The organism is Dactylosporangium siamense, assembly GCF_016862795.1.
Taxonomy (GTDB): Bacteria; Actinomycetota; Actinomycetes; order Mycobacteriales; family Micromonosporaceae; genus Dactylosporangium; species Dactylosporangium siamense.
Genome location: NZ_BONQ01000071.1, coordinates 81033 through 98342, shown reverse-complemented (window position 1 = coordinate 98342; position 17310 = coordinate 81033). Strand labels below are relative to the sequence as shown.

Sequence of the window (17310 nt, the reverse complement as noted above, 5' to 3'; positions counted from 1 at the left end):
TCTGTTGCCCTCTCCAAAGGGTCGGGCGCCCCAGCGGGTCGCCCGGGGTGCCAGGCTAACAACCGCGTGAAAGGCAGGTTGACAACGGTGGTCGACGTGGTGGTGCTCGCGCTCGGCGAAGGCACGTCCTGTGCCTGCGAAAACGGGCACCTCGCTGCGCAGCCCAGTGAGGCGTCCCTTGCCGATTCGTCTCCGCGCGCGTGCGGCACGCGTACTCCCATTCTTGCCTGTCGCGACGCGCTTCGCACCGCAAGCGCTCAGGTCGAGACCGTCGTCGCGCACACGGACGCCGAGATCGACGCCGCGCTGAAGGCCCTGCCCGACGTGCGGCTGATCGTGGCCACCGCCGCCGACGGGCAGCTCCGGGCGGTCATGCGGCGCCTGGTCAGGATGTACGCGCCGGCGCCCAGCAAGCGGTCGCTCGCCGAGGGGACGATCCCGGACGACCGGACCCTGCCGGACCTGCCACCGATCGGTGTCCTGCCGCTGGGCCCCGACTCGACCGACCTCGTCACCCGGCTCGGCCTGCCCCGCAGCCCGGCCGACGTCGCCGCGGCCGTCCTCGGCGGCAACGTCCGCCGCCTCGACCTGCTCCGCAACGACGCCGGCTCGGTCACCCTCGACGGCGTGCTGGTCGGCGGGGTCGACGCGAGCGGCTCGGCCAGCACGTTCCTGGCCCGGGTGGAGGTCGACGACGCCGTCCTCGCCGACGGCACCGAGCCCGTCCTCATGTCCGTGGTCGCCAACGCCTCGCGGTATGCGACCGTCGACGGCCTGCCGCTCGTGCTGTCCCCCGACATGAGCGACGGTGTCCTGGACGTGGCCGTCGCGGTGCCGCGGGCCTCCCGGTCGCTGTTCCGCCGCCCCCGGGTCGAGATCGAGGTCCGGCGCGCGCACGGCCGCGCGGTCGCGATCACGCCCCGCACCGATGTCCCCTTCATCGACGACGGCGCCGAGGGCACCCTCACCAGGAAGCGGTCCTGGTGGATGGAACGCGCCGCTTGGGCTGTCCACGTGCCCTGATGGCGCCGCCTACGCATACTGTGCGGACTCGCATACGGTGGGGAGCAGCGGGAGGGGACCAACTGTGAGCGACGCACTCTGGCCGCCGGACGAGATCATCTCGGGGCGGCGCACCGAACGGCCCGTCAGCGCGGGCCCGGCGCAGTCCGCGAACAACGCCGACGGCACCGAGGTCCTGCACGTCCAGGAGCCGACCACCGGCCCGCCGACCAACGCGGGCGCCGTCGCCGGCCCGCCCGACGCCACCGGCCCCGACCTGCCGGGTGACCCGCCGGTGGATGGGGCCGAGCATGTCGGCTCGCCGTGGTCGCAGCCGCCCGGCCGGCCCGGTCTCGTCTGGTCCGGCCCACCGGCGGCGCAGCAACCCCACGGTGACGTCGGACCTCCCGGGCCGTGGCTCGAGTCACCGCCGGCGTATGGCGACCAGCACGGCGGCGGGATCCAGCACGGCCAGCCGGTCCCGCACGTGCCGGTGTCCGGCGCCCCGGTCCGATCGCCGGCCTCCGGGACCGCTGCTGCGGTGCCGCTCTCCGGCTCGACCGCCGTCCCGGTCGCCGGTGCCGCGGCCGTTCCCGTCCCGGGCGGGCCCGATCGGGACGGGACCTCCCTGCCCGGGGCGGCCGCGCCGCCGACCAACGGTGTGCCCGTGCCCCGGCCGCCGGTCATGCACCCCCCGCAGCCGGCGCCGCCCACACTGCCGCCACCGCCGGCACCCCCGCACGCCGCGCCGAACACCTACGGTCCGCCGTCCGCGTACCCGCCGTACTCCGCGCAGCCGGCGCCGCCGACGCACGCGGCACCGCCCGCGCACCCGACGCCACCGGCGTACCCCGGACCGGCGCCGACGACCGGATACTTCCCGCCGCCGGTCCAGCCCGCGCAGCCGGCCTATCCGACCTATCCCGGTGCGCCCGGCCCGCCGGTGCCCGGGGTGCCGCCGGCCGAGACACTGCCGGAGTTGACCTGGTCGGACGGCAGCACGCCGACCGCGGAGGAGTTCGCCCGGCGCCGGCAGAACCGGCCGGCCGACCCGAGCGCCGCGCGTGGCGTGCGTGGCGCGGTGTCCAAGGGCACGTTCGGCATGCTGTCGTTCGGCCCGGGGCGGCGGGAGCAGGAGTACCGGCTCGACGTCGACCTCGTGCGGCGCAACTTCGGCGGCCTGCGGCAGGTGACCGTGGTCAACCCGAAGGGCGGCGCCGGCAAGACCGTCGCGGTGCTGCTGCTGGCGATGACGTTCGGGCAGAAGCGCGGCGGATACGTGCTGGCCTGGGACAACAACGAGACCCAGGGCACCCTCGGCATGCGCGCGCAGCAGGACTTCCACTCCCGCACGGTGCGCGACCTGCTGCGGGACCTGAACCATTTCAAGGGCGCGCAGGGCCGGGTCGGTGACCTGTCGCAGTACGTGCGGGCGCAGGGCGAGGGCATGTTCGACGTGCTCGCCAGCGACGAGTCCGCGACGGCCGGCGAGATGCTCACGGCGCTGTCGTTCGGGGAGATCCGGGACGTGGTCAGCCGGTTCTACAAGCTGATCGTGGTCGACACCGGCAACAACGTCCGCGCGGAGAACTGGCAGGCCGCGATCGACGCGACGGACCAGCTGGTGGTGACGATGTCGGCCCGCAACGACTCCGCGGAGACGGCGTCGAGGATGCTGGACCACCTGGAGCAGCACGGCCGGCAGCGGCTGGTCCGGCAGGCGGTGACCGTGGTGTCGATGCCACCGAGCCGCCGGCACCTCGACGTCCCGGCGATCACCCAGCACTTCGCGGCGCGGACCAGGACGGTGCTGCTGGCGCCCTACGAACGCGTCATCGACTCGGGCGAGCCGATCCGCTACGCGGGACTGTCGTCCGCGAGCCGCGACGCCTGGTTGAAGGTCGCCGCGGCCATCTCGGAAGGACTCTGAGTCAGCGGAGGGCGGCCGTGGCGGCCGGGTCGCTGTCGTTGAGGAACTGGGCGCAGCGCTCGGCCTCCTCGAACTCCCCGATCGACTCGGCGGCCAGGCCGAGCGCGCTCAGGGCCCGCAGGAAGCCACGGTTGGGCTCGTGCGACCACGGCACGGGACCGGCGCCGCGCCAGCCGCTGCGGCGCAGCTGGTCGAGGCCCCGGTGGTAGCCGGTGCGGGCATAGGCATAGGCCGTCACCGGCTCGCCGTCGGCGAGGGCGATCTCGGCGAGCTCGGCCCAGGCGGCGCTGAACGAAGGATGGGCCGCGGCGACATCCTTGACGTCCTTCTCGGAACCGGCGGCGGCGGCGAGCTTCGCGGCGGCCTCGGGCTCGGCGGGAAGCAACGTCGGTGATGGCTGTGGCAGCAGGTTCTGCATGCAGCCATTCAACCAGGTTGGCTGAACGGTGGAGGGTACGTCCCGCGACCGGGGGGTGTGCCCGGTTCATGCAGGTACTAGAAAGGGAAGTCCGGAGCCTCCCCAGGACCCGGTTACGCGATGGCCCGATCTTCATGGTCGGGTCATCGCCCTTTCCTCCGGCTGGCAAGATGACTGGGTGCCCACACCGCCCCCGCCAGACGTGGTAGCGCTGCACGATCACTCGCCGGACGAGATCGAGTCGCCGGAGGAGCTGCTGTTCCATCTGCGCACCGGTTCGCTGGCCACCAAGATCGTGCAGGGCCTCGACCTGTCCACCGTCGACCTGTCCGCCGTGGACGTGCAGGACACCCTGTTCATCGGGTGTCACTTCGCGGCCCTGGACGCGGTTGTCGACCTGTTGCTGCGCCGGGCCGTGGTGGTCCCCGAGTTCGCCGGCGTGCCCTATCCGACGCACCCGTCGCAGCTGTACGTGCCGGACGACCTCTCCGCCGGGTTCGACTCCGACGGGTTCGCCGGCATGTTCGACACGCTGGTCTATGAGCACTTCCGCTCGACCGGGGGAGCCACGCCGGAGATCCGTGAGGCGATAGTGCAACGGATGCACGACTCCGGCATCGACAACGCGCTGGCCAACGTGACCGCCGGCTGGATCGGCGCCCGGGGACCGGCCGCCGCGATCGGCATCATGGGCGGCCACGCCGTGCCGCGCGGCGCACCCGACTACCGCAACGCCGCCGAGCTGGCCTGGCGGCTGGCCCGCGCCGACCGCCTGGTCGTGACCGGGGGCGGCCCGGGCGTGATGGAGGCGGCCAACCTGGGCGCGTTCCTCGCCGACCGGCCGCTGGACGTCCTCACCGACGCGATCGACCGGCTGTCGGTGGCGCCCGACTTCCACGACCACGACCCGTTCACGCGGGCGGCGCTGGACGTCCGTGCCGCGTTCGCCCGGCCGGTCCCGCCGACCCCGGACTCGGTCGAGCCCGCCGACCAGGTCGCGGTCGACCCGGTGACCTGGGCCCGGCGGGGTGGCCTGGCGATCCCGACCTGGCTGTATGGCCACGAGCCGGCCAACCTCTTCGCCGCGAAGATCGCGAAGTACTTCTCCAACGCCATCCGCGAGGACACGATCCTGCGCCTGTCGCGGGGCGGGATCGTCTTCGCGCCGGGCATGGCGGGCACGGTCCAGGAGATCTTCCAGGCCGCGACGAAGACGTTCTACGCCACCGACGGCGGGAGCGGCCCGTTCGTGTTCCTCGGGGTCCAGCACTGGACCGAGCGCCTGCCGATCCGTGGCCTGCTGGAGCCGCTGCTGGCCGCATCCCCGCTCGGCGACCTGCGCGAGCTGCTGCACATCACCGACGACGTGGCCGAGGCCGCCGAGCTGCTGACCGCCTGAGGCAGACGGAAAAGGCCCGGCTCCATGAGCCGGGCCTTTTCCGACGGAACTACTTGGACAGCGTGGTGCCGGTCGAGCGGAGGTGCTCGCAGGCCTCGACGACGCGCGCGGCCAGGCCGGCCTCGCCCGCCTTGCCCCAGGCGCGCGGGTCGTAGGCCTTCTTGTTGCCGACCTCGCCGTCGATCTTCAGCACACCGTCGTAGTTGTTGAACATGTGGGCCGCGACGGGGCGGGTGAACGCGTACTGCGTGTCGGTGTCGATGTTCATCTTGACCACGCCGTAGTCGAGGGCCTCGCGGATCTCCTCGAGCAGCGAGCCGGAGCCGCCGTGGAAGACGAGGGACAGCGGCTTGTCCTTGCCGTACTTGGCGGCGACCGCGTCCTGGATGGTCTTGAGGATCTCGGGTCGCAGCTTCACGTTGCCCGGCTTGTAGACACCGTGCACGTTGCCGAAGGTCAGGGCGGCCATGTAGCGGCCCTTCTCGCCCAGTCCGAGGGCGTCGACCATGGCCAGGCCGTCCTCGACGGTGGTGTAGAGCTTCTCGTCGATCGCGCCGACGACGCCGTCCTCTTCGCCGCCGACGACGCCGACCTCGATCTCCAGCACGATCTTGGCGGCGGCGGTGAGGGCCAGCAGCTCCTCGGCGATCTGCAGGTTCTCACCCAGCGGCACGGCCGAGCCGTCCCACATGTGGGACTGGAACAGCGGCTCCTCGCCCTTGGCGACGCGCTCCGCCGAGATGGCGAGCAGCGGCCGGACGAACTTCTCGAGGTTGTTCTTCGGGCAGTGGTCGGTGTGCAGGGCCACGTTGATCGAGTACTTCTTCGCGACCTCGCGGGCGAACGCGGCGAAGGCGGCCGAGCCGGTCACCATGTCCTTCACGGTCGGGCCCGAGAGGTACTCGGCACCGCCGGTGGAGACCTGGATGATGCCGTCGCTCTCGGCCTCGGCGAAGCCGCGCAGCGCCGCGTTCAGCGTCTGCGACGACGACACGTTGATCGCCGGGTAGGCGAACGCGCCGGCCTTGGCGCGATCGAGCATCTCGGCGTAGACATCGGGAGAGGCGATGGGCATGACGGCGCTCCTTGGCTGTTTGGATCGTGCGGTGTTTGGAGCCGGGCGTGCGCGGCTCGTCGAGGACCGCGCTGTCCTGCAACGGAGTATCTCGCAGCGCTCGCGGCACGTGTACGGCGGGAGGGTGGGCACGAGGTGAATTGCCCGGCTCAGCAGCGTTACGGCCGATTCGGTCGTACGGTGGGAGAGACCTGAGGGAGGACCCGTATGACTCAGCCCGACGAGGATCTGCTGACGTTCGACGACCGGCTCGACCCCGACGTGCGTGACCCGGAAGCCTCTCCCGCCGACGCCGCGGAGCAGGCACTCCCAGCCAACCCGCAGGACCTCGGGCAGGTGGTCAACCGCACCCACCCGTGGGATGCGAACGAATACGACGCGGTCGAACAGGACCGCGAGGTGGCGATCGACGACGAGTACCGCTGACCGGGGCGCCTCAGCCCACGTACTGCGGGTGGGCCGCGGCCCAGGCCGGCACGGTCCCGTCGTGGAGCGCGCCCACCAGGCCGTCCCCGGAAGGCAGGAGCGTGCGGTCGTGGCCGACCGGCAGTTTCAGCCCGGGCACCCGCGAGTGGTCGAAGCCGGCCAGCATCCCGGCCAGCATCGGCAGTGACATGTCATCGAGGTGCAGGTCGATGGCGCTTCCCGCGACCGGCAGCGCCTTGGCGAGCTTCACCGGATCGGCGAGCTGCCGGGCCAGGGCGGCGAGGTACTGCCGCACGTGCGCGTCGCGGTCCTCGACGCCGTTGGCGAGCGACTGGCGCTGCCGGACGTAGTCCAGGGCCTGCCAGCCGGCGAAGTGCCGGCAGCCCGGCTCGTAGATCACGGGCTGCATCCCGGACCGCAGCGGCACCACACCCTCGGTCGACTGGTCGTAGCCGAGGTGGATGGAGACGGTCTGCTGATCGACGCACAGGTCGACGCCGCCGACGGCCTCGGTGACCCGCTGCATGCCGGCGAAGTCGACGACCGCGCCACCGTCGATCTGGACGCCGAGGAGGTTGCCCACGATGCGGGAGGTCAGCTCGTATCCCCCGAAGACGAACGCGGTCCCGACCTGCTGCGTGCCGAAGCCGGGCACCTCGACGAGCAGGTCACGGGGGATCGACAGCTGATACACGGTGCGGGTGTCGGCGTCGACGTGCAGCACCAGGATCGCGTCGGCACGCACGGTGTCGCCCGCCGCCTCCGGCCGCCGGTCGGTGCCGAGCAGCAGGAAGTTGCCGACGTCGGGGCTGCCCGCCGCCAGCAGCGACTCGGTGTGGACCGGCGGCACCACCCGGTCCGGCAGCGCCAGCGGCATGGAGCCGGCGAGCGCCAGCACGAAGGCGACCGCGCCGGACAGCGTCCAGCGGCGGCGGGTCCGGCGCTTGCGGACCCCGGCGGCGATCGCCGGCCGCAGTGCCGCGGCGACGGGCACATCCTGTTCGTGGCGGGCGAACGCGGCGGACAGCGCGGCCGAGAACGCCGAAGGCTCGGGTGCGCTGCTCATCGGACGTCGCCGATCAGCTCCGGGACGACCTCCGCGCGGAGCGTCACGAGGGCCCGGGAGATCAGTGAGCGGACCGTGCCGATCGCGCAGTCGAGGACCTCGGCGATCTCCACGTCGCTGAGGCTCTCGTAGTACCGGAGCACCAATGCGGCCCGTTGCCGCCTGGGCAGCCGGGCGAGCCAGAGCCACATCTGGTCGCGATCCGCGGACACCTCGGCGTGGTCGGCGACCGGCGGTGGGCCGAGCTGGTCCGGGAGTTCGGCCCGCAGCACCACCCGACGCAGCCATGAGCCGCGATGCAGGTCGATGTAGGCATTGGTGAGCATGCGCTTGACGTAGTGCTCGGGCACGCTGGCGGCGGCGATCCGGCGCCACTTCACCTGCGCCCGGATCATCGTCTCCTGCACGAGATCCTGTGCGGTGTGCGGATCTCCGGTGAGCATGACCGCATAGCGCAGCAGCGCCTGCAACCGCGCCTCGACGAACTCCTCGAACGTCAACCCAGACCCCCTCCCCTGACCCTAATGACGAGTCAAGGGAGGGAACTGTTGCGACGCTCAGGGAATCAACGGTGGGTGATTGGGATCCAACAGTCCGCGGTCGCGCAGCGCCTCGTACAGCGGCGTGGTCTGCGGGTAGTGACCCCAGTGGTGGTCGCCGTCGGTGCCGTTGTCGTGGCCGTGCCCGCCGCCGATGGTGCCGACGCCGCCGAGCAGCTGCTGCTGGACCGGGTTGAGCCCGGACCACCAGGGTCGGTCCGGCAGGCCGGCGACGTCGTCGCGGATCGCGATCCAGCGATACGTGTACCCCAGAAACACGCACTTGCGCGTGATCTCGGAGAGGTTGTCCGACCGCGCGTGCCAGATCCGCCGGTCGAAGAACACGACGTCACCGGCGTCGACGGCGACCTGCCGCGCGCCGTCCGGCGTCGGCCACGGCACGTCGCGGGTCGGCGGGCCGGGCAGCCAGTTGGTGCGGTGGCTGCCGGGGACCAGGGTCAGGTTGCCCCGGCCGGGCGCCGAGACGTCGGACAGCCAGTAGGCGAGCTTCACCGACAGCCGGGGCCGCGGGTCGGTCTCCAGCTCGCGGTTCTGCCGTCCGCCGTCCTGGTGCCAGTGCCACCAGTTCGGCTTCGGCGCGGCCAGCGGCGGGTGCACGTCGAGGTGCGAGTGGTAGATGTGCACGTTCCACCCGAGGATCGACCACACCAGCGGAAACGTCGCCGGGTGGTCGATCAGGTCGACCAGGTCCGGGTAGTTCGTGACCGGGCTGAGCAGGTGCAGTGAGCCGTCGGCGGCGCGCGGGTGCTGCTGGTGCGCGGTCTCGAGCACCGACGCGTAGTGGCGCACCTCGTCCGGGCCGAGCACGCCCTTGAGCACCAGGTAGCCGTCCGCGTCGAACTGTTCGCGCTGCTCGCGGGTCATCGGCGTCCAGGTCGCGGTGCCGTTGTCCGGCGCTGCCGCAATCGCTGACATCCCCGTCTCCAGTTCCGGCGCCGTGCGCAGGCGCCCTCACCGCACCAGACGTGATCCGCCTCCACGACCGTGGTCGACCGTTCGTGTCGCAATTTCTGGACATTCCGCGTGCAACGGTCGAACCCGCCACGGCCGTCTAGAGAGAGATACGGAACGCCGGATAGCCGACGACCCTGTCCTTCGGCCCGCCGGTGTCCGCGGACGTGTCGAGGGCGAGCCGCTCCACCCGCGGTGCCCGGTGCCGGGCCCAGGCGAGCAGCCCTCGCAGCGCGTGCCGGCCGCAGGCGTCGCCGTCGCCGATCCGCTCCGGGGCCAGCTCGCCGATGGCCGCGGCGGTCGCGGCGTCACGCCGCCGGGCCTGTGCCTCGTCGAGGTAGTGCGACAGGTCGGTGCTGCACAACACCACCGTGCCGGGTCCGGCGACCGCGTCGAGCAGCGTGGCGGTCGCCGCCGGATCGCCCGGCCCGACCAGGATCGGCAGCATTTTCCGGATGTGTACGGCCAGCAGCAGCGGCACCTGCACCTCGATGGAGTGCTCCGGCGCGTGCGGCCCGTCGTCGGCGACGGCGAGCCCCCGGTCGACGAGCAGCTGGGCGCCGTCCAGGTCGATGTCGATCGGGCCGAGCGGGCTGGCCCAGGCCTTCGTGGTGGGCACGGCGGCGCCGCGCAGCGGGACGTGGTGGGCGGGGCCGAGCACCACGGCCCGTTCGCAGGGCTCGGCCCGGTCGCGCAGCTCGCGGTACACGTGCGCGGCGGTGGGGCCGGACCAGCGGTAGCCGGCGTGCGGCACGACATAGGCCGCCGCCGTGGTGGCCGGCGGAGGCGCTGGGGCGCCGTCGAGCAGCGTGTCGATCAGCGTGGCGAGCTCGTCGCGGTCCGCCGGGTAGAACGTGCCCGCGACCGCCGCCGGGCGCGTCATGAGAGCGCCACCGGCAGCCGCCGGCGGCCCCAGTCACCGGCCGGGCCGTCGAACACGCCGGGCAGCTGCGCTCCACAGTGGACGCAGTGGCCGTCGTCGGTCAGGTGGTAGGCGCGCAGGTCGTACCAGTCGCGGACGACGACCGGCGCGGCGCAGCCCGGGCAGCGCGTGGTCTGGCCGTCCGGGTCGTGGACGTTGCCGGTGTAGACATACCGCAGGCCGGCGTCCAGCGCGATCCGCCGGGCCCGGGACAGCGTCTCCGGTGGCGTCCGCGGGATGTCGCGCATCTTGAAGTCGGGGTGGAACGCGGAGAAGTGCAGCGGGACGTCGGTGCCGAGGTGCTCCAGCAGCCAGTCGCACTGGCGGTGCAGCTCGTCGTCGCCGTCGTTCTGGCCCGGGATGAGCAGCGTCGTGATCTCCAGCCACACGTCCGTGCCGCGCAGGTAGTCCAAGGTGGACAGGACGGCGTCGAGGCGGGCGAACGTCACCTTCTCGTAGAACTTCTCGCTGAAGGCCTTGAGGTCGATGTTCGCGGCGTCGATGTGCCGGTAGAACTCCTCGCGCGGCGCGGGGTTCATGTAGCCGGCGGACACCGCGACCGCCTTGATCCCGACCGCGCGGCAGGCGTCGGCGACGTCCATCGCGTATTCCATGAAGATGACCGGGTCGTTGTAGGTGAACGCGACCGACCGGCAGCCGAGCCGTTTCGCGGTCTCGGCGAGCTGCTCCGGGCCGGCCGCCGCGGCGAGGGTGTCGATCTCGCGGCTCTTGGAGATGTCCCAGTTCTGGCAGAAGCGGCAGCCGAGGTTGCAGCCGGCGGTGCCGAACGACAGCACCGGCGAGCCGGGCAGGAAGTGGTTGAGCGGCTTCTTCTCGACCGGGTCGACGCAGAACCCGGAGGAGCGGCCATACGTGGTGAGGACGATCTCGTCGCCCTCGCGCTCGCGGACGAAGCAGAAACCGCGCTGGCCCTCGTGCAGCCGGCAGGCCCTCGGGCAGACGTCACACTGCACCCGGCCGTCAGCCAACCGGTGCCAGTGCACGGTCGGCACCGTCGCCATACAGCCGACTGTACGCCGGGCAAAACCGCCTGACCCACCGATAATCCGGACGCGACCATGACGGCGTGCTGCTCACCATCACCACCACCCACCGTCCGGCGACCGACCTCGGTTACCTGCTCGTGAAGCATCCCGACCGGCTGCAGTCGTTCGAGGTCAGCGGCGGCACGGCGCATGTCTTCTATCCGGAGGCGACCGCCGACCGCTGCACCGCGGCGCTCCTGCTGGAAGCGGATCCGGGTGCGGCGCGGACCTCGAAGCAGCCGGACACCTTCACGCTGCGGCAGCACGTCAACGACCGGCCGTACGCCGCGTCGAGCCTGCTGGCCGCGGCGCTGGGCCGGGTGCTGCGCACCGCGCTGCGCGGCGACTCCCGCGACCGGCCGGCGCTCGCCGCCGGGCCGATCCCCCTCGAGCTGCGGATCCCGGCGCTGCGGTGCAAGGGCGACGCGGCGGCGTTCTTCGGGCCGCTCGGCTGGACCGTCGAGGCGACCCCCATCCCGCTGGACGCGGCGCATCCCGAGTGGGGTGCCAGCCGGTACGTCGACCTGACGCTGCGCGGGACCCTGCGGCTGGCGGACGCGCTCAACCACGTCTACGTGCTGCTGCCGGTCCTCGACGACGCGAAGCACTACTGGGTGTCCTCCGACGAGGTGGAGAAGCTGCTGCGGGCGGGGACCGGTTGGCTGGCCGAGCATCCGGAGAAGGCGGTCATCGCCCGGCGGTACCTCGCGCACCGCACGTCGCTGACGAACGAGGCCCTGTCCCGGCTCTCGGAGGCGGTCGACACCGACTCCGTCATCGAGCCCGCACCCCGGCCCGAGTCACTGGCCGCCCTGCGGCGCACCGCGGTCGTCCGGCAGCTGGCCGAGGCCGGCGCGGGCCGCGTCCTGGACCTCGGCTGCGGCCCCGGCGCGCTGCTCGCCGAGCTGATGCGGGACCGGCGCTTCACCGAGATCGTGGGCGCCGACGTCTCCACCGTGGCACTGGACATGGCGGCCCGCCGGCTGCGGCTGGACCGGCTCCCCGAGCGGCAGCAGGCCCGGATCCGGCTGTTGCAGACCGCGCTGACCTACCGCGACGACCGGCTGCGCGGCTTCGACGCGGCGGTCCTCATGGAGGTCATCGAGCACGTCGACCCGCCGCGGCTGCCCGCCGTCGCGGCGAGCGTCTTCGGCCACGCGGCGCCGGCGACCGTCGTCGTGACCACCCCCAACGTCGAATACAACGTCCGCTATCCGGGCCTGCACGAGCACGGCCGGCTGCGCCATCACGACCACCGCTTCGAGTGGGACCGGGCGCAGTTCGGCGCCTGGTGCGACGAGGTGGCGGCGCGGTACGGCTACACCGTGACGCGGCACGGCATCGGCGAGGAAGACCCGGAAGTCGGCACATCCACCCAGATGGCGGTGTTCAAGAAGTGACCACGGTGACGATCCCGGACCTCTGCCTGGTGGCGCTGGTCGGCATCTCCGGCTCCGGCAAGTCGACCTTCGCCCGGCGGCAGTTCGCCCCGACGCAGGTCCTGTCCTCCGACGCGTTCCGCGCGCTGGTCGCCGACGACGAGAACGACCAGTCCGCGTCGGCGGAGGCGTTCGACGCGCTGCACTACATCGCCGGCAAGCGGCTGCGGGCCGGCCGGCTCACCGTCGTCGACGCGACCAACGTGCAGGCGCACGCGCGCAAGGCCCTGGTCGACCTGGCCCGGGCGCACGACGTGCTGCCCGTCGCGATCGTCCTGGACGTGCCGGAGAGCGAGTGCTGGGCGCGCACCGAGCTGCGCCCCGACCGCGACTTCGGCCGGCCGGTCCTGTCCCGCCAGCACCGCGACCTGCGCCGCTCGCTCAGGTCGCTCGGCCGGGAGGGTTTCCGCCAGGTGCACGTCCTGCGGGACGTGGCCGAGGTCTCGTCGGCGGTCGTGGCGTATCAGAAGCTCTACAACGACAAGAAGGACCTGACCGGCCCGTTCGACGTCATCGGTGACGTGCACGGCTGCCGCGAGGAGCTGGAGCTGCTGCTGGACCGGCTCGGCTACCTGCTCTCGCGGGACGCGGCCGGACGGCCCGTCGACGCGCATCACCCGGACGGCCGCACCGCGGTGTTCGTCGGTGACCTGGTCGACCGCGGCCCCGACTCCCCCGGCGTGCTGCGCCTGGTAATGGGCATGGTCGCGGCCGGGCACGCGCTGTGCGTGTCGGGCAACCACGAGGCGAAGCTGCTGCGCAAGCTGCGCGGTGGCACGGTGCGGGTCGCGCACGGCCTGCAGGAGACCCTGGACCAGCTCGACGCGGCCGACCCTTCCCTGGTCGAGGCGGTGCCCGCCTTCCTGGACGGGCTGATCAGCCACTACGTGCTGGACGGCGGGCGGCTGGTCGTCGCGCACGCCGGGCTCAAGGAGGCCTACCACGGGCGGGCGTCCGGCCGGGTGCGCTCGTTCGCGCTGTACGGCGACACGACCGGCGAGACCGACGAGTTCGGGCTGCCGGTGCGCTACCCATGGGCGGAGGAGTACAAGGGCGCGGCCACGGTCGTCTACGGGCACACCCCCACCCCGACGGCGGAGTGGGTCAACAACACGATCTGCGTCGACACGGGCTGCGTGTTCGGCGGCTCGCTGACCGCGCTGCGGTATCCGTCCCGTGAGCTGGTCTCGGTGCCGGCCATCCGGGCGCATTACGAGCCGGTGCGGCCTCTGGTCGTAGCGACTCCGCAGGAACGAGGACTCGACCTCGCCGACGTCATCGGTCGGCGGAGCCTGGTCACCCCCGCGGGGCGGGTGACGGTCGCGGCCGAGAACGCCGCGGCGGCGCTGGAGGTCATGAGCCGGTTCGCGGTCGACCCCCGCTGGCTGGTGTGGTTGCCGCCGACGATGGCGCCCGCGTCGACGTCGAAGGTCGAGGGCTACCTGGAGCACCCGGTCGAGGCGCTCGCCGACTACGCCGCGGCCGGCGTGCCGCGCGTGGTGTGCGAGGAGAAGCACATGGGATCGCGGGCGGTCCTGGTCGTGTGCCGGTCCGCTGCGGCGGGTCTGCGGCGGTTCGGCCTCGAGGCCGCAGGGGTGATCTACACCCGGACGGGCCGGCCGTTCTTCGCCGACCTGTCGCTTGAGACGTCGATCCTGGATCGGGTCCGGGCGGCGGCGGACGCGGCTGGGCTGTGGGATGAGCTCGGCACCGACTGGCTGCTCCTGGACGCGGAGCTGCTGCCGTGGTCCGCGAAGGCCGAACCGCTGATCCGGGAGCAGTACGCGAGCGTCGCCGCGGCCGCCGGTGCCGCGCTGCCGGCCGCCCATTCGGTGCTGTCGGCGGCTTTGCAGCGAGGCATCGACGTGGCCTCGCTCGCGGCCCGGTTCGCCGGCCGCGTGTCGTCGATCGAGGCGTTCACCGATGTGTACCGGCGGTACTGCTGGCCGACCGACGGCCTCGACGGGCTGCGGCTGGCGCCGTTCCACGTGCTGGCCGCCGACGGCGCCTCGTATCTGCGCCAGGACCACGAGTGGCACCTGGCGCTGGTGGACCGGCTGGTCACCGCCGATCCGTCGCTGTTCGCCACGACCCGGCGGCTGGTGGTCGACCCGGCGTCCCCCTCGGATGTCGCGTCGGCGGTGCGGTGGTGGCTGGAGCTGACCGGTGCCGGCGGGGAGGGCATGGTGCTCAAGCCGGCGGTCGACGCCGGCCCACGGGTCCAGCCGGCGCTGAAGTGCCGCGGCCGGGACTACCTGCGGATCATCTACGGCCCGGACTACCTCTCCCGGCTGGACCAGTTGCGGGGCCGTGGGCTGCAGCGCAAGCGCAACCTCGCGCTCCGTGAGCACGGGCTGGGCCTCGCCGCGCTGGACCTGCTCGCCGCCAGCGGCTCCGGGCGAGCTGTGCATCAGCTGGTATTCGCCCTTCTGGCCTGTGAAAGCGAGCCGGTCGATCCCCGTTTGTAGCCGGGCTCACGTACCCTAGGTCGCCATGGAAGAAAAGACTCGCGCCGTCGGCGAGCTGCTCGCCTTCAACCCGCTCGACGCGAAGGGCCTGCTGAACACGTTCGGTGTGATCGGCGTCTGGATCATCATGTTCGTGGAGACGGGCCTGCTCGTGGGCTTCTTCTTCCCCGGTGACTCCCTGCTGTTCCTGGCCGGTGTCGGAGCGTCATCCGTCGCGCAGGAGCTGCTCGGCACGAAGCTGAGCCTGACTCAGCTGCTCATCGGCGCGCCACTGTGTGCGATCGCCGGTGCGCAGCTGGGTCACTACCTCGGTGCCCGGTATGGCCGCCGGATGTTCGACCGGCCCAACTCGAAGCTCTTCAAGAAGGAGTACGTCGAGAAGGCCGAGTACTACTTCGTGAAGTTCGGCCCGGCGAAGGCCGTGGTGCTCGCCCGGTTCATCCCGATCGTCCGCACCTTCCTGAACCCGGTGGCCGGCACCATCGGCATGTCGGCCAAGCAGTTCTTCCTGTGGAACGTGGTCGGCGGCATCCTGTGGACCGACGGCATCCTGCTCGCCGGCTGGGCTCTGGCCAAGCAGATCAGCGACCTGATCCCGCCGGAGAAGATCGACACGTACCTGCTGCCCGCGGTCCTGCTGATCGTGCTGATCTCGGCGATGCCGATCTTCATCGAGATCTTCCGCGGCTGGCGCGAGCGGCGCCGGAACAAGGGGCTGGCCCCCGTGGCGGCCGAGGACGGCCGCGCCGGCGCCCACCGCGCCGCCGACTGACCTCGTTTCGACATCGGACCCGGCCGCCCCTGGCGGCCGGGTCTTTTCACGTCCTCAGCCGGTCCGGGTTGGTGACGGCCTGCCTCAGCTGGTCCGGATCAGGGCCTGCAGGAAGATGTTGCCGATCTGCTCGGGGTCGGTGACCACGAACGACCGGCCACCGGTGGCGGCGGCGATCTCGGCCAGCTCCTGCTGCCGCACGTCGGGCCCGACGCCCAGCAGCACCACGCGCACCGGCCGGGTCGGGTCGGTCGCCCGCTCCAGCTCCAACTTCAGTGTCTCCAGGCTCATCCCGGGCTTGGAGTTGGAGCCGTCGGTGAAGACGACGACGGTGTTCGAGCGGCCCTCCTTGTAGCCCTCTTTCAGCGTCTTGTACGCCGCCAGCACCGTCTCGTACAGGCCGCAGACGTCCGTCCCGACCGCCTTCGCCCCGGCGACGGCCCCGGTCAGCCTGGCCCGCTGCCCCTGGCTGAGCGGGTTGAGGGGGACGACCTCCTGGTAGTCCTTCCCGCCGGGCAGGCCGGACGCGTAGGCCCACAGGCCGAGCTCGCTGTCGTCGGTGAAGAGGCCGAGCCCGTCGGTGGCCGTCTTGCGCAGCACCTGCAGGCGCGCGGGCGAGCCGGCGCCGGCCATCGGACGGTTCATCGAGGAGGTGACGTCGACCAGTGTCAGGACCCGGGACGGTGCGGTGGTGGCGTTCCAGTACCCGAGGATGTCGTTGATCTTCTGCGCTTCGGCGAGGGGCTTGACCGTGACCGGGGCGGTGCCGGCGCCCCGCCCGGCCGGGTAGCCCGCGCTGGTCGAACCGTCGGCGGCGCGGAAGCCCAGCTTCGCGAACAGGTCCCGGTTGCCGTCCGCCGTGAGGGCGGCGCGGAACAGGCCGGCCGCTTCAAGGTTGGCCCTCGGTTTGCCGCTGATCGTGGCGTACGGGTAATCGAGCGTCACCGCCGGATCGATCGGAAGCACGGTGAGCGGCACGGCCGGCCCGGTGGCGTTGTAGGCGATGACCGCCTGCTCGCTCATCGGCGCGACCTGGGCGGGGCCGGTGCTCTTGTTCAGGGCGGCCTGGTCCGCCGCGACCGCGATGGACCGGTAGGCCTTGACCACGTCGACGAGCTTCTTGGGCTCGGTGACGATCGAGTCGTAGAGCAGGCCGGCGCCGGCGAGGCCGGCGGTGCTGCGGCGGGGGTCGATCGCGGCGAGCTGGGCCTGCTTGCCGGCGACCTTGGCGAGCAGCGCGGCGATCTGCGGTGCGCCGGCCGTGCCGGCATTCGCGTTGAGGGCGGCGGCGAGCTGGTCGGGCACGGCCAGGGCGACCGGGCTGGCGGCGACGGACGTGGCGTCGGGCTCGAACGCCTGCCGGCTGACCGCCTGCATCCGCACGATCCACGCGGTCGAGTCGGGGATCCAGACGGTCGGCACGTCGGCGTCGGCGGGCGAGGGCAGGACGGTGGCGGCCACGTTGATCGCGCCGCCGGCCCGCGCGGCGAGCTGGTTGGCGACGTCGGCCGGCTCGGCGGCGCGCACCTGCACCTGGACGCAGTCGCCGCTGACCTGAGGCTTGGTGGCGCTCCAGCGGGCGGCGGCGTCGCGGACGGCGGGCGCGATGTCCGGCGCGGCCGCCACGACGAGCTTGACGCCGCCGGCGCAGTCGCCGTCACCACCGGCCACGGCACGCACGGCGACGACTGTCCCGCCGATCAGGCCCAGCACTCCGACGATTGCCAACGGTGCCCGTAGCGAGCGTCCCCGGCGTTGCGCCACGTGCCCTCACCCTGCCCTTCGTCCGCGCGATCGGACGCCATCGTCCGCGCGATCGGACGAGTGTAGGCGCAG

Annotated in this window: 15 protein-coding genes; 7 read left to right on the top strand and 8 right to left on the bottom strand. The window is 72.3% G+C overall.

The window, feature by feature from the left end; translation table 11 throughout:
- Positions 1-87: 87 nt before the first annotated feature.
- Together Dsi01nite_RS22845 and Dsi01nite_RS57445 are read left to right on the top strand one after the other, a co-directional pair.
- On the top strand, positions 88-1023 hold the full coding sequence (locus Dsi01nite_RS22845) for a diacylglycerol kinase family protein (protein WP_203848258.1): 936 nt from the start codon (positions 88-90) through the stop codon (positions 1021-1023).
- Positions 1024-1087: 64 nt separating this feature from the next.
- A complete protein-coding gene (locus tag Dsi01nite_RS57445) occupies positions 1088-2932 on the top strand; it encodes a chromosome partitioning protein (RefSeq protein WP_239136101.1) in 1845 nt (614 codons plus the stop codon).
- Between the two features lies 1 nt (position 2933).
- On the opposite strand, the gene Dsi01nite_RS22835 is transcribed toward Dsi01nite_RS57445, so the two are convergent.
- A complete protein-coding gene (locus Dsi01nite_RS22835) occupies positions 2934-3350 on the bottom strand; it encodes a DUF3151 domain-containing protein (protein ID WP_203848257.1) in 417 nt (138 codons plus the stop codon).
- A gap of 178 nt (positions 3351-3528) precedes the next feature.
- On the opposite strand from Dsi01nite_RS22835, the gene Dsi01nite_RS22830 reads away from it, so the two are divergent.
- Positions 3529-4749, top strand: a complete 1221-nt coding sequence (locus Dsi01nite_RS22830) for an LOG family protein (RefSeq protein ID WP_203848256.1) — start codon at positions 3529-3531, stop codon at positions 4747-4749.
- A 49-nt stretch (positions 4750-4798) separates the two neighbouring features.
- On the opposite strand, the gene fbaA is transcribed toward Dsi01nite_RS22830, so the two are convergent.
- Positions 4799-5824 carry a class II fructose-bisphosphate aldolase gene (gene fbaA / locus Dsi01nite_RS22825; RefSeq protein ID WP_203848255.1) on the bottom strand — a complete coding sequence of 342 codons (1026 nt, stop codon included), beginning with the start codon at positions 5822-5824 and terminating at the stop codon, positions 4799-4801.
- Between the two features lie 207 nt (positions 5825-6031).
- Between fbaA and Dsi01nite_RS22820 the strand changes: the two genes are divergently transcribed.
- A complete protein-coding gene (locus Dsi01nite_RS22820; RefSeq protein ID WP_203848254.1) occupies positions 6032-6250 on the top strand; it encodes an Rv3202a family protein in 219 nt (72 codons plus the stop codon).
- A gap of 10 nt (positions 6251-6260) precedes the next feature.
- Here Dsi01nite_RS22820 and Dsi01nite_RS22815 read toward each other — a convergent pair whose 3' ends face one another.
- The 5 genes from Dsi01nite_RS22815 to amrS form a co-directional block, all read right to left on the bottom strand.
- A complete protein-coding gene (locus Dsi01nite_RS22815; protein ID WP_203848253.1) occupies positions 6261-7316 on the bottom strand; it encodes an LCP family protein in 1056 nt (351 codons plus the stop codon).
- Complete coding sequence (locus Dsi01nite_RS22810; protein ID WP_203848252.1) at positions 7313-7816, bottom strand: SigE family RNA polymerase sigma factor; 504 nt, start codon at positions 7814-7816, stop codon at positions 7313-7315. Before Dsi01nite_RS22810 ends, Dsi01nite_RS22815 begins: the two co-directional genes overlap by 4 nt.
- 57 nt (positions 7817-7873) lie before the next feature.
- The gene (locus Dsi01nite_RS22805) at positions 7874-8791 is read right to left on the bottom strand and encodes a phytanoyl-CoA dioxygenase family protein (RefSeq protein WP_203848251.1); all 918 of its coding nucleotides are present in this window, start codon (positions 8789-8791) and stop codon (positions 7874-7876) included.
- 136 nt (positions 8792-8927) lie between these two features.
- Positions 8928-9710, bottom strand: a complete 783-nt coding sequence (amrB, locus tag Dsi01nite_RS22800) for an AmmeMemoRadiSam system protein B (protein WP_203848250.1) — start codon at positions 9708-9710, stop codon at positions 8928-8930.
- Positions 9707-10771, bottom strand: coding sequence for an AmmeMemoRadiSam system radical SAM enzyme (gene amrS, locus Dsi01nite_RS22795; protein WP_203848249.1), 1065 nt, complete (start codon positions 10769-10771; stop codon positions 9707-9709). The genes amrB and amrS overlap by 4 nt, the downstream gene beginning before the upstream one ends.
- A 65-nt stretch (positions 10772-10836) precedes the next feature.
- On the opposite strand from amrS, the gene Dsi01nite_RS22790 reads away from it, so the two are divergent.
- The 3 genes from Dsi01nite_RS22790 to Dsi01nite_RS22780 are packed head-to-tail and all read left to right on the top strand — an operon-like array spanning position 10837 to position 15474.
- Positions 10837-12195, top strand: a complete 1359-nt coding sequence (locus tag Dsi01nite_RS22790; protein ID WP_203848248.1) for a 3' terminal RNA ribose 2'-O-methyltransferase Hen1 — start codon at positions 10837-10839, stop codon at positions 12193-12195.
- A complete protein-coding gene (locus Dsi01nite_RS22785) occupies positions 12192-14702 on the top strand; it encodes a polynucleotide kinase-phosphatase (RefSeq protein ID WP_203848247.1) in 2511 nt (836 codons plus the stop codon). The genes Dsi01nite_RS22790 and Dsi01nite_RS22785 overlap by 4 nt, the downstream gene beginning before the upstream one ends.
- Before the next feature lie 25 nt (positions 14703-14727).
- Positions 14728-15474, top strand: a complete 747-nt coding sequence (locus Dsi01nite_RS22780; protein WP_203848246.1) for a DedA family protein — start codon at positions 14728-14730, stop codon at positions 15472-15474.
- Positions 15475-15558: 84 nt separating this feature from the next.
- Here Dsi01nite_RS22780 and Dsi01nite_RS22775 read toward each other — a convergent pair whose 3' ends face one another.
- Positions 15559-17202, bottom strand: coding sequence for a VWA domain-containing protein (locus Dsi01nite_RS22775; RefSeq protein WP_203848245.1), 1644 nt, complete (start codon positions 17200-17202; stop codon positions 15559-15561).
- Positions 17203-17310 lie beyond the last annotated feature (108 nt).

Excerpts from the sequence above, each read along its gene's own strand:
- fbaA (WP_203848255.1), bottom strand. The coding sequence starts at position 5,824 with ATGCCCATCGCCTCTCCCGATGTCTACGCCGAGATGCTCGATCGCGCC.
- Dsi01nite_RS22820 (WP_203848254.1), top strand. The coding sequence starts at position 6,032 with ATGACTCAGCCCGACGAGGATCTGCTGACGTTCGACGACCGGCTCGAC.
- Dsi01nite_RS22815 (WP_203848253.1), bottom strand. The coding sequence starts at position 7,316 with ATGAGCAGCGCACCCGAGCCTTCGGCGTTCTCGGCCGCGCTGTCCGCC.
- amrS (WP_203848249.1), bottom strand. The coding sequence starts at position 10,771 with ATGGCGACGGTGCCGACCGTGCACTGGCACCGGTTGGCTGACGGCCGG.
- Dsi01nite_RS22780 (WP_203848246.1), top strand. The coding sequence starts at position 14,728 with ATGGAAGAAAAGACTCGCGCCGTCGGCGAGCTGCTCGCCTTCAACCCG.
- amrB (WP_203848250.1), bottom strand. The coding sequence starts at position 9,710 with ATGACGCGCCCGGCGGCGGTCGCGGGCACGTTCTACCCGGCGGACCGC.
- Dsi01nite_RS22835 (WP_203848257.1), bottom strand. The coding sequence starts at position 3,350 with ATGCAGAACCTGCTGCCACAGCCATCACCGACGTTGCTTCCCGCCGAG.
- Dsi01nite_RS22805 (WP_203848251.1), bottom strand. The coding sequence starts at position 8,791 with ATGTCAGCGATTGCGGCAGCGCCGGACAACGGCACCGCGACCTGGACG.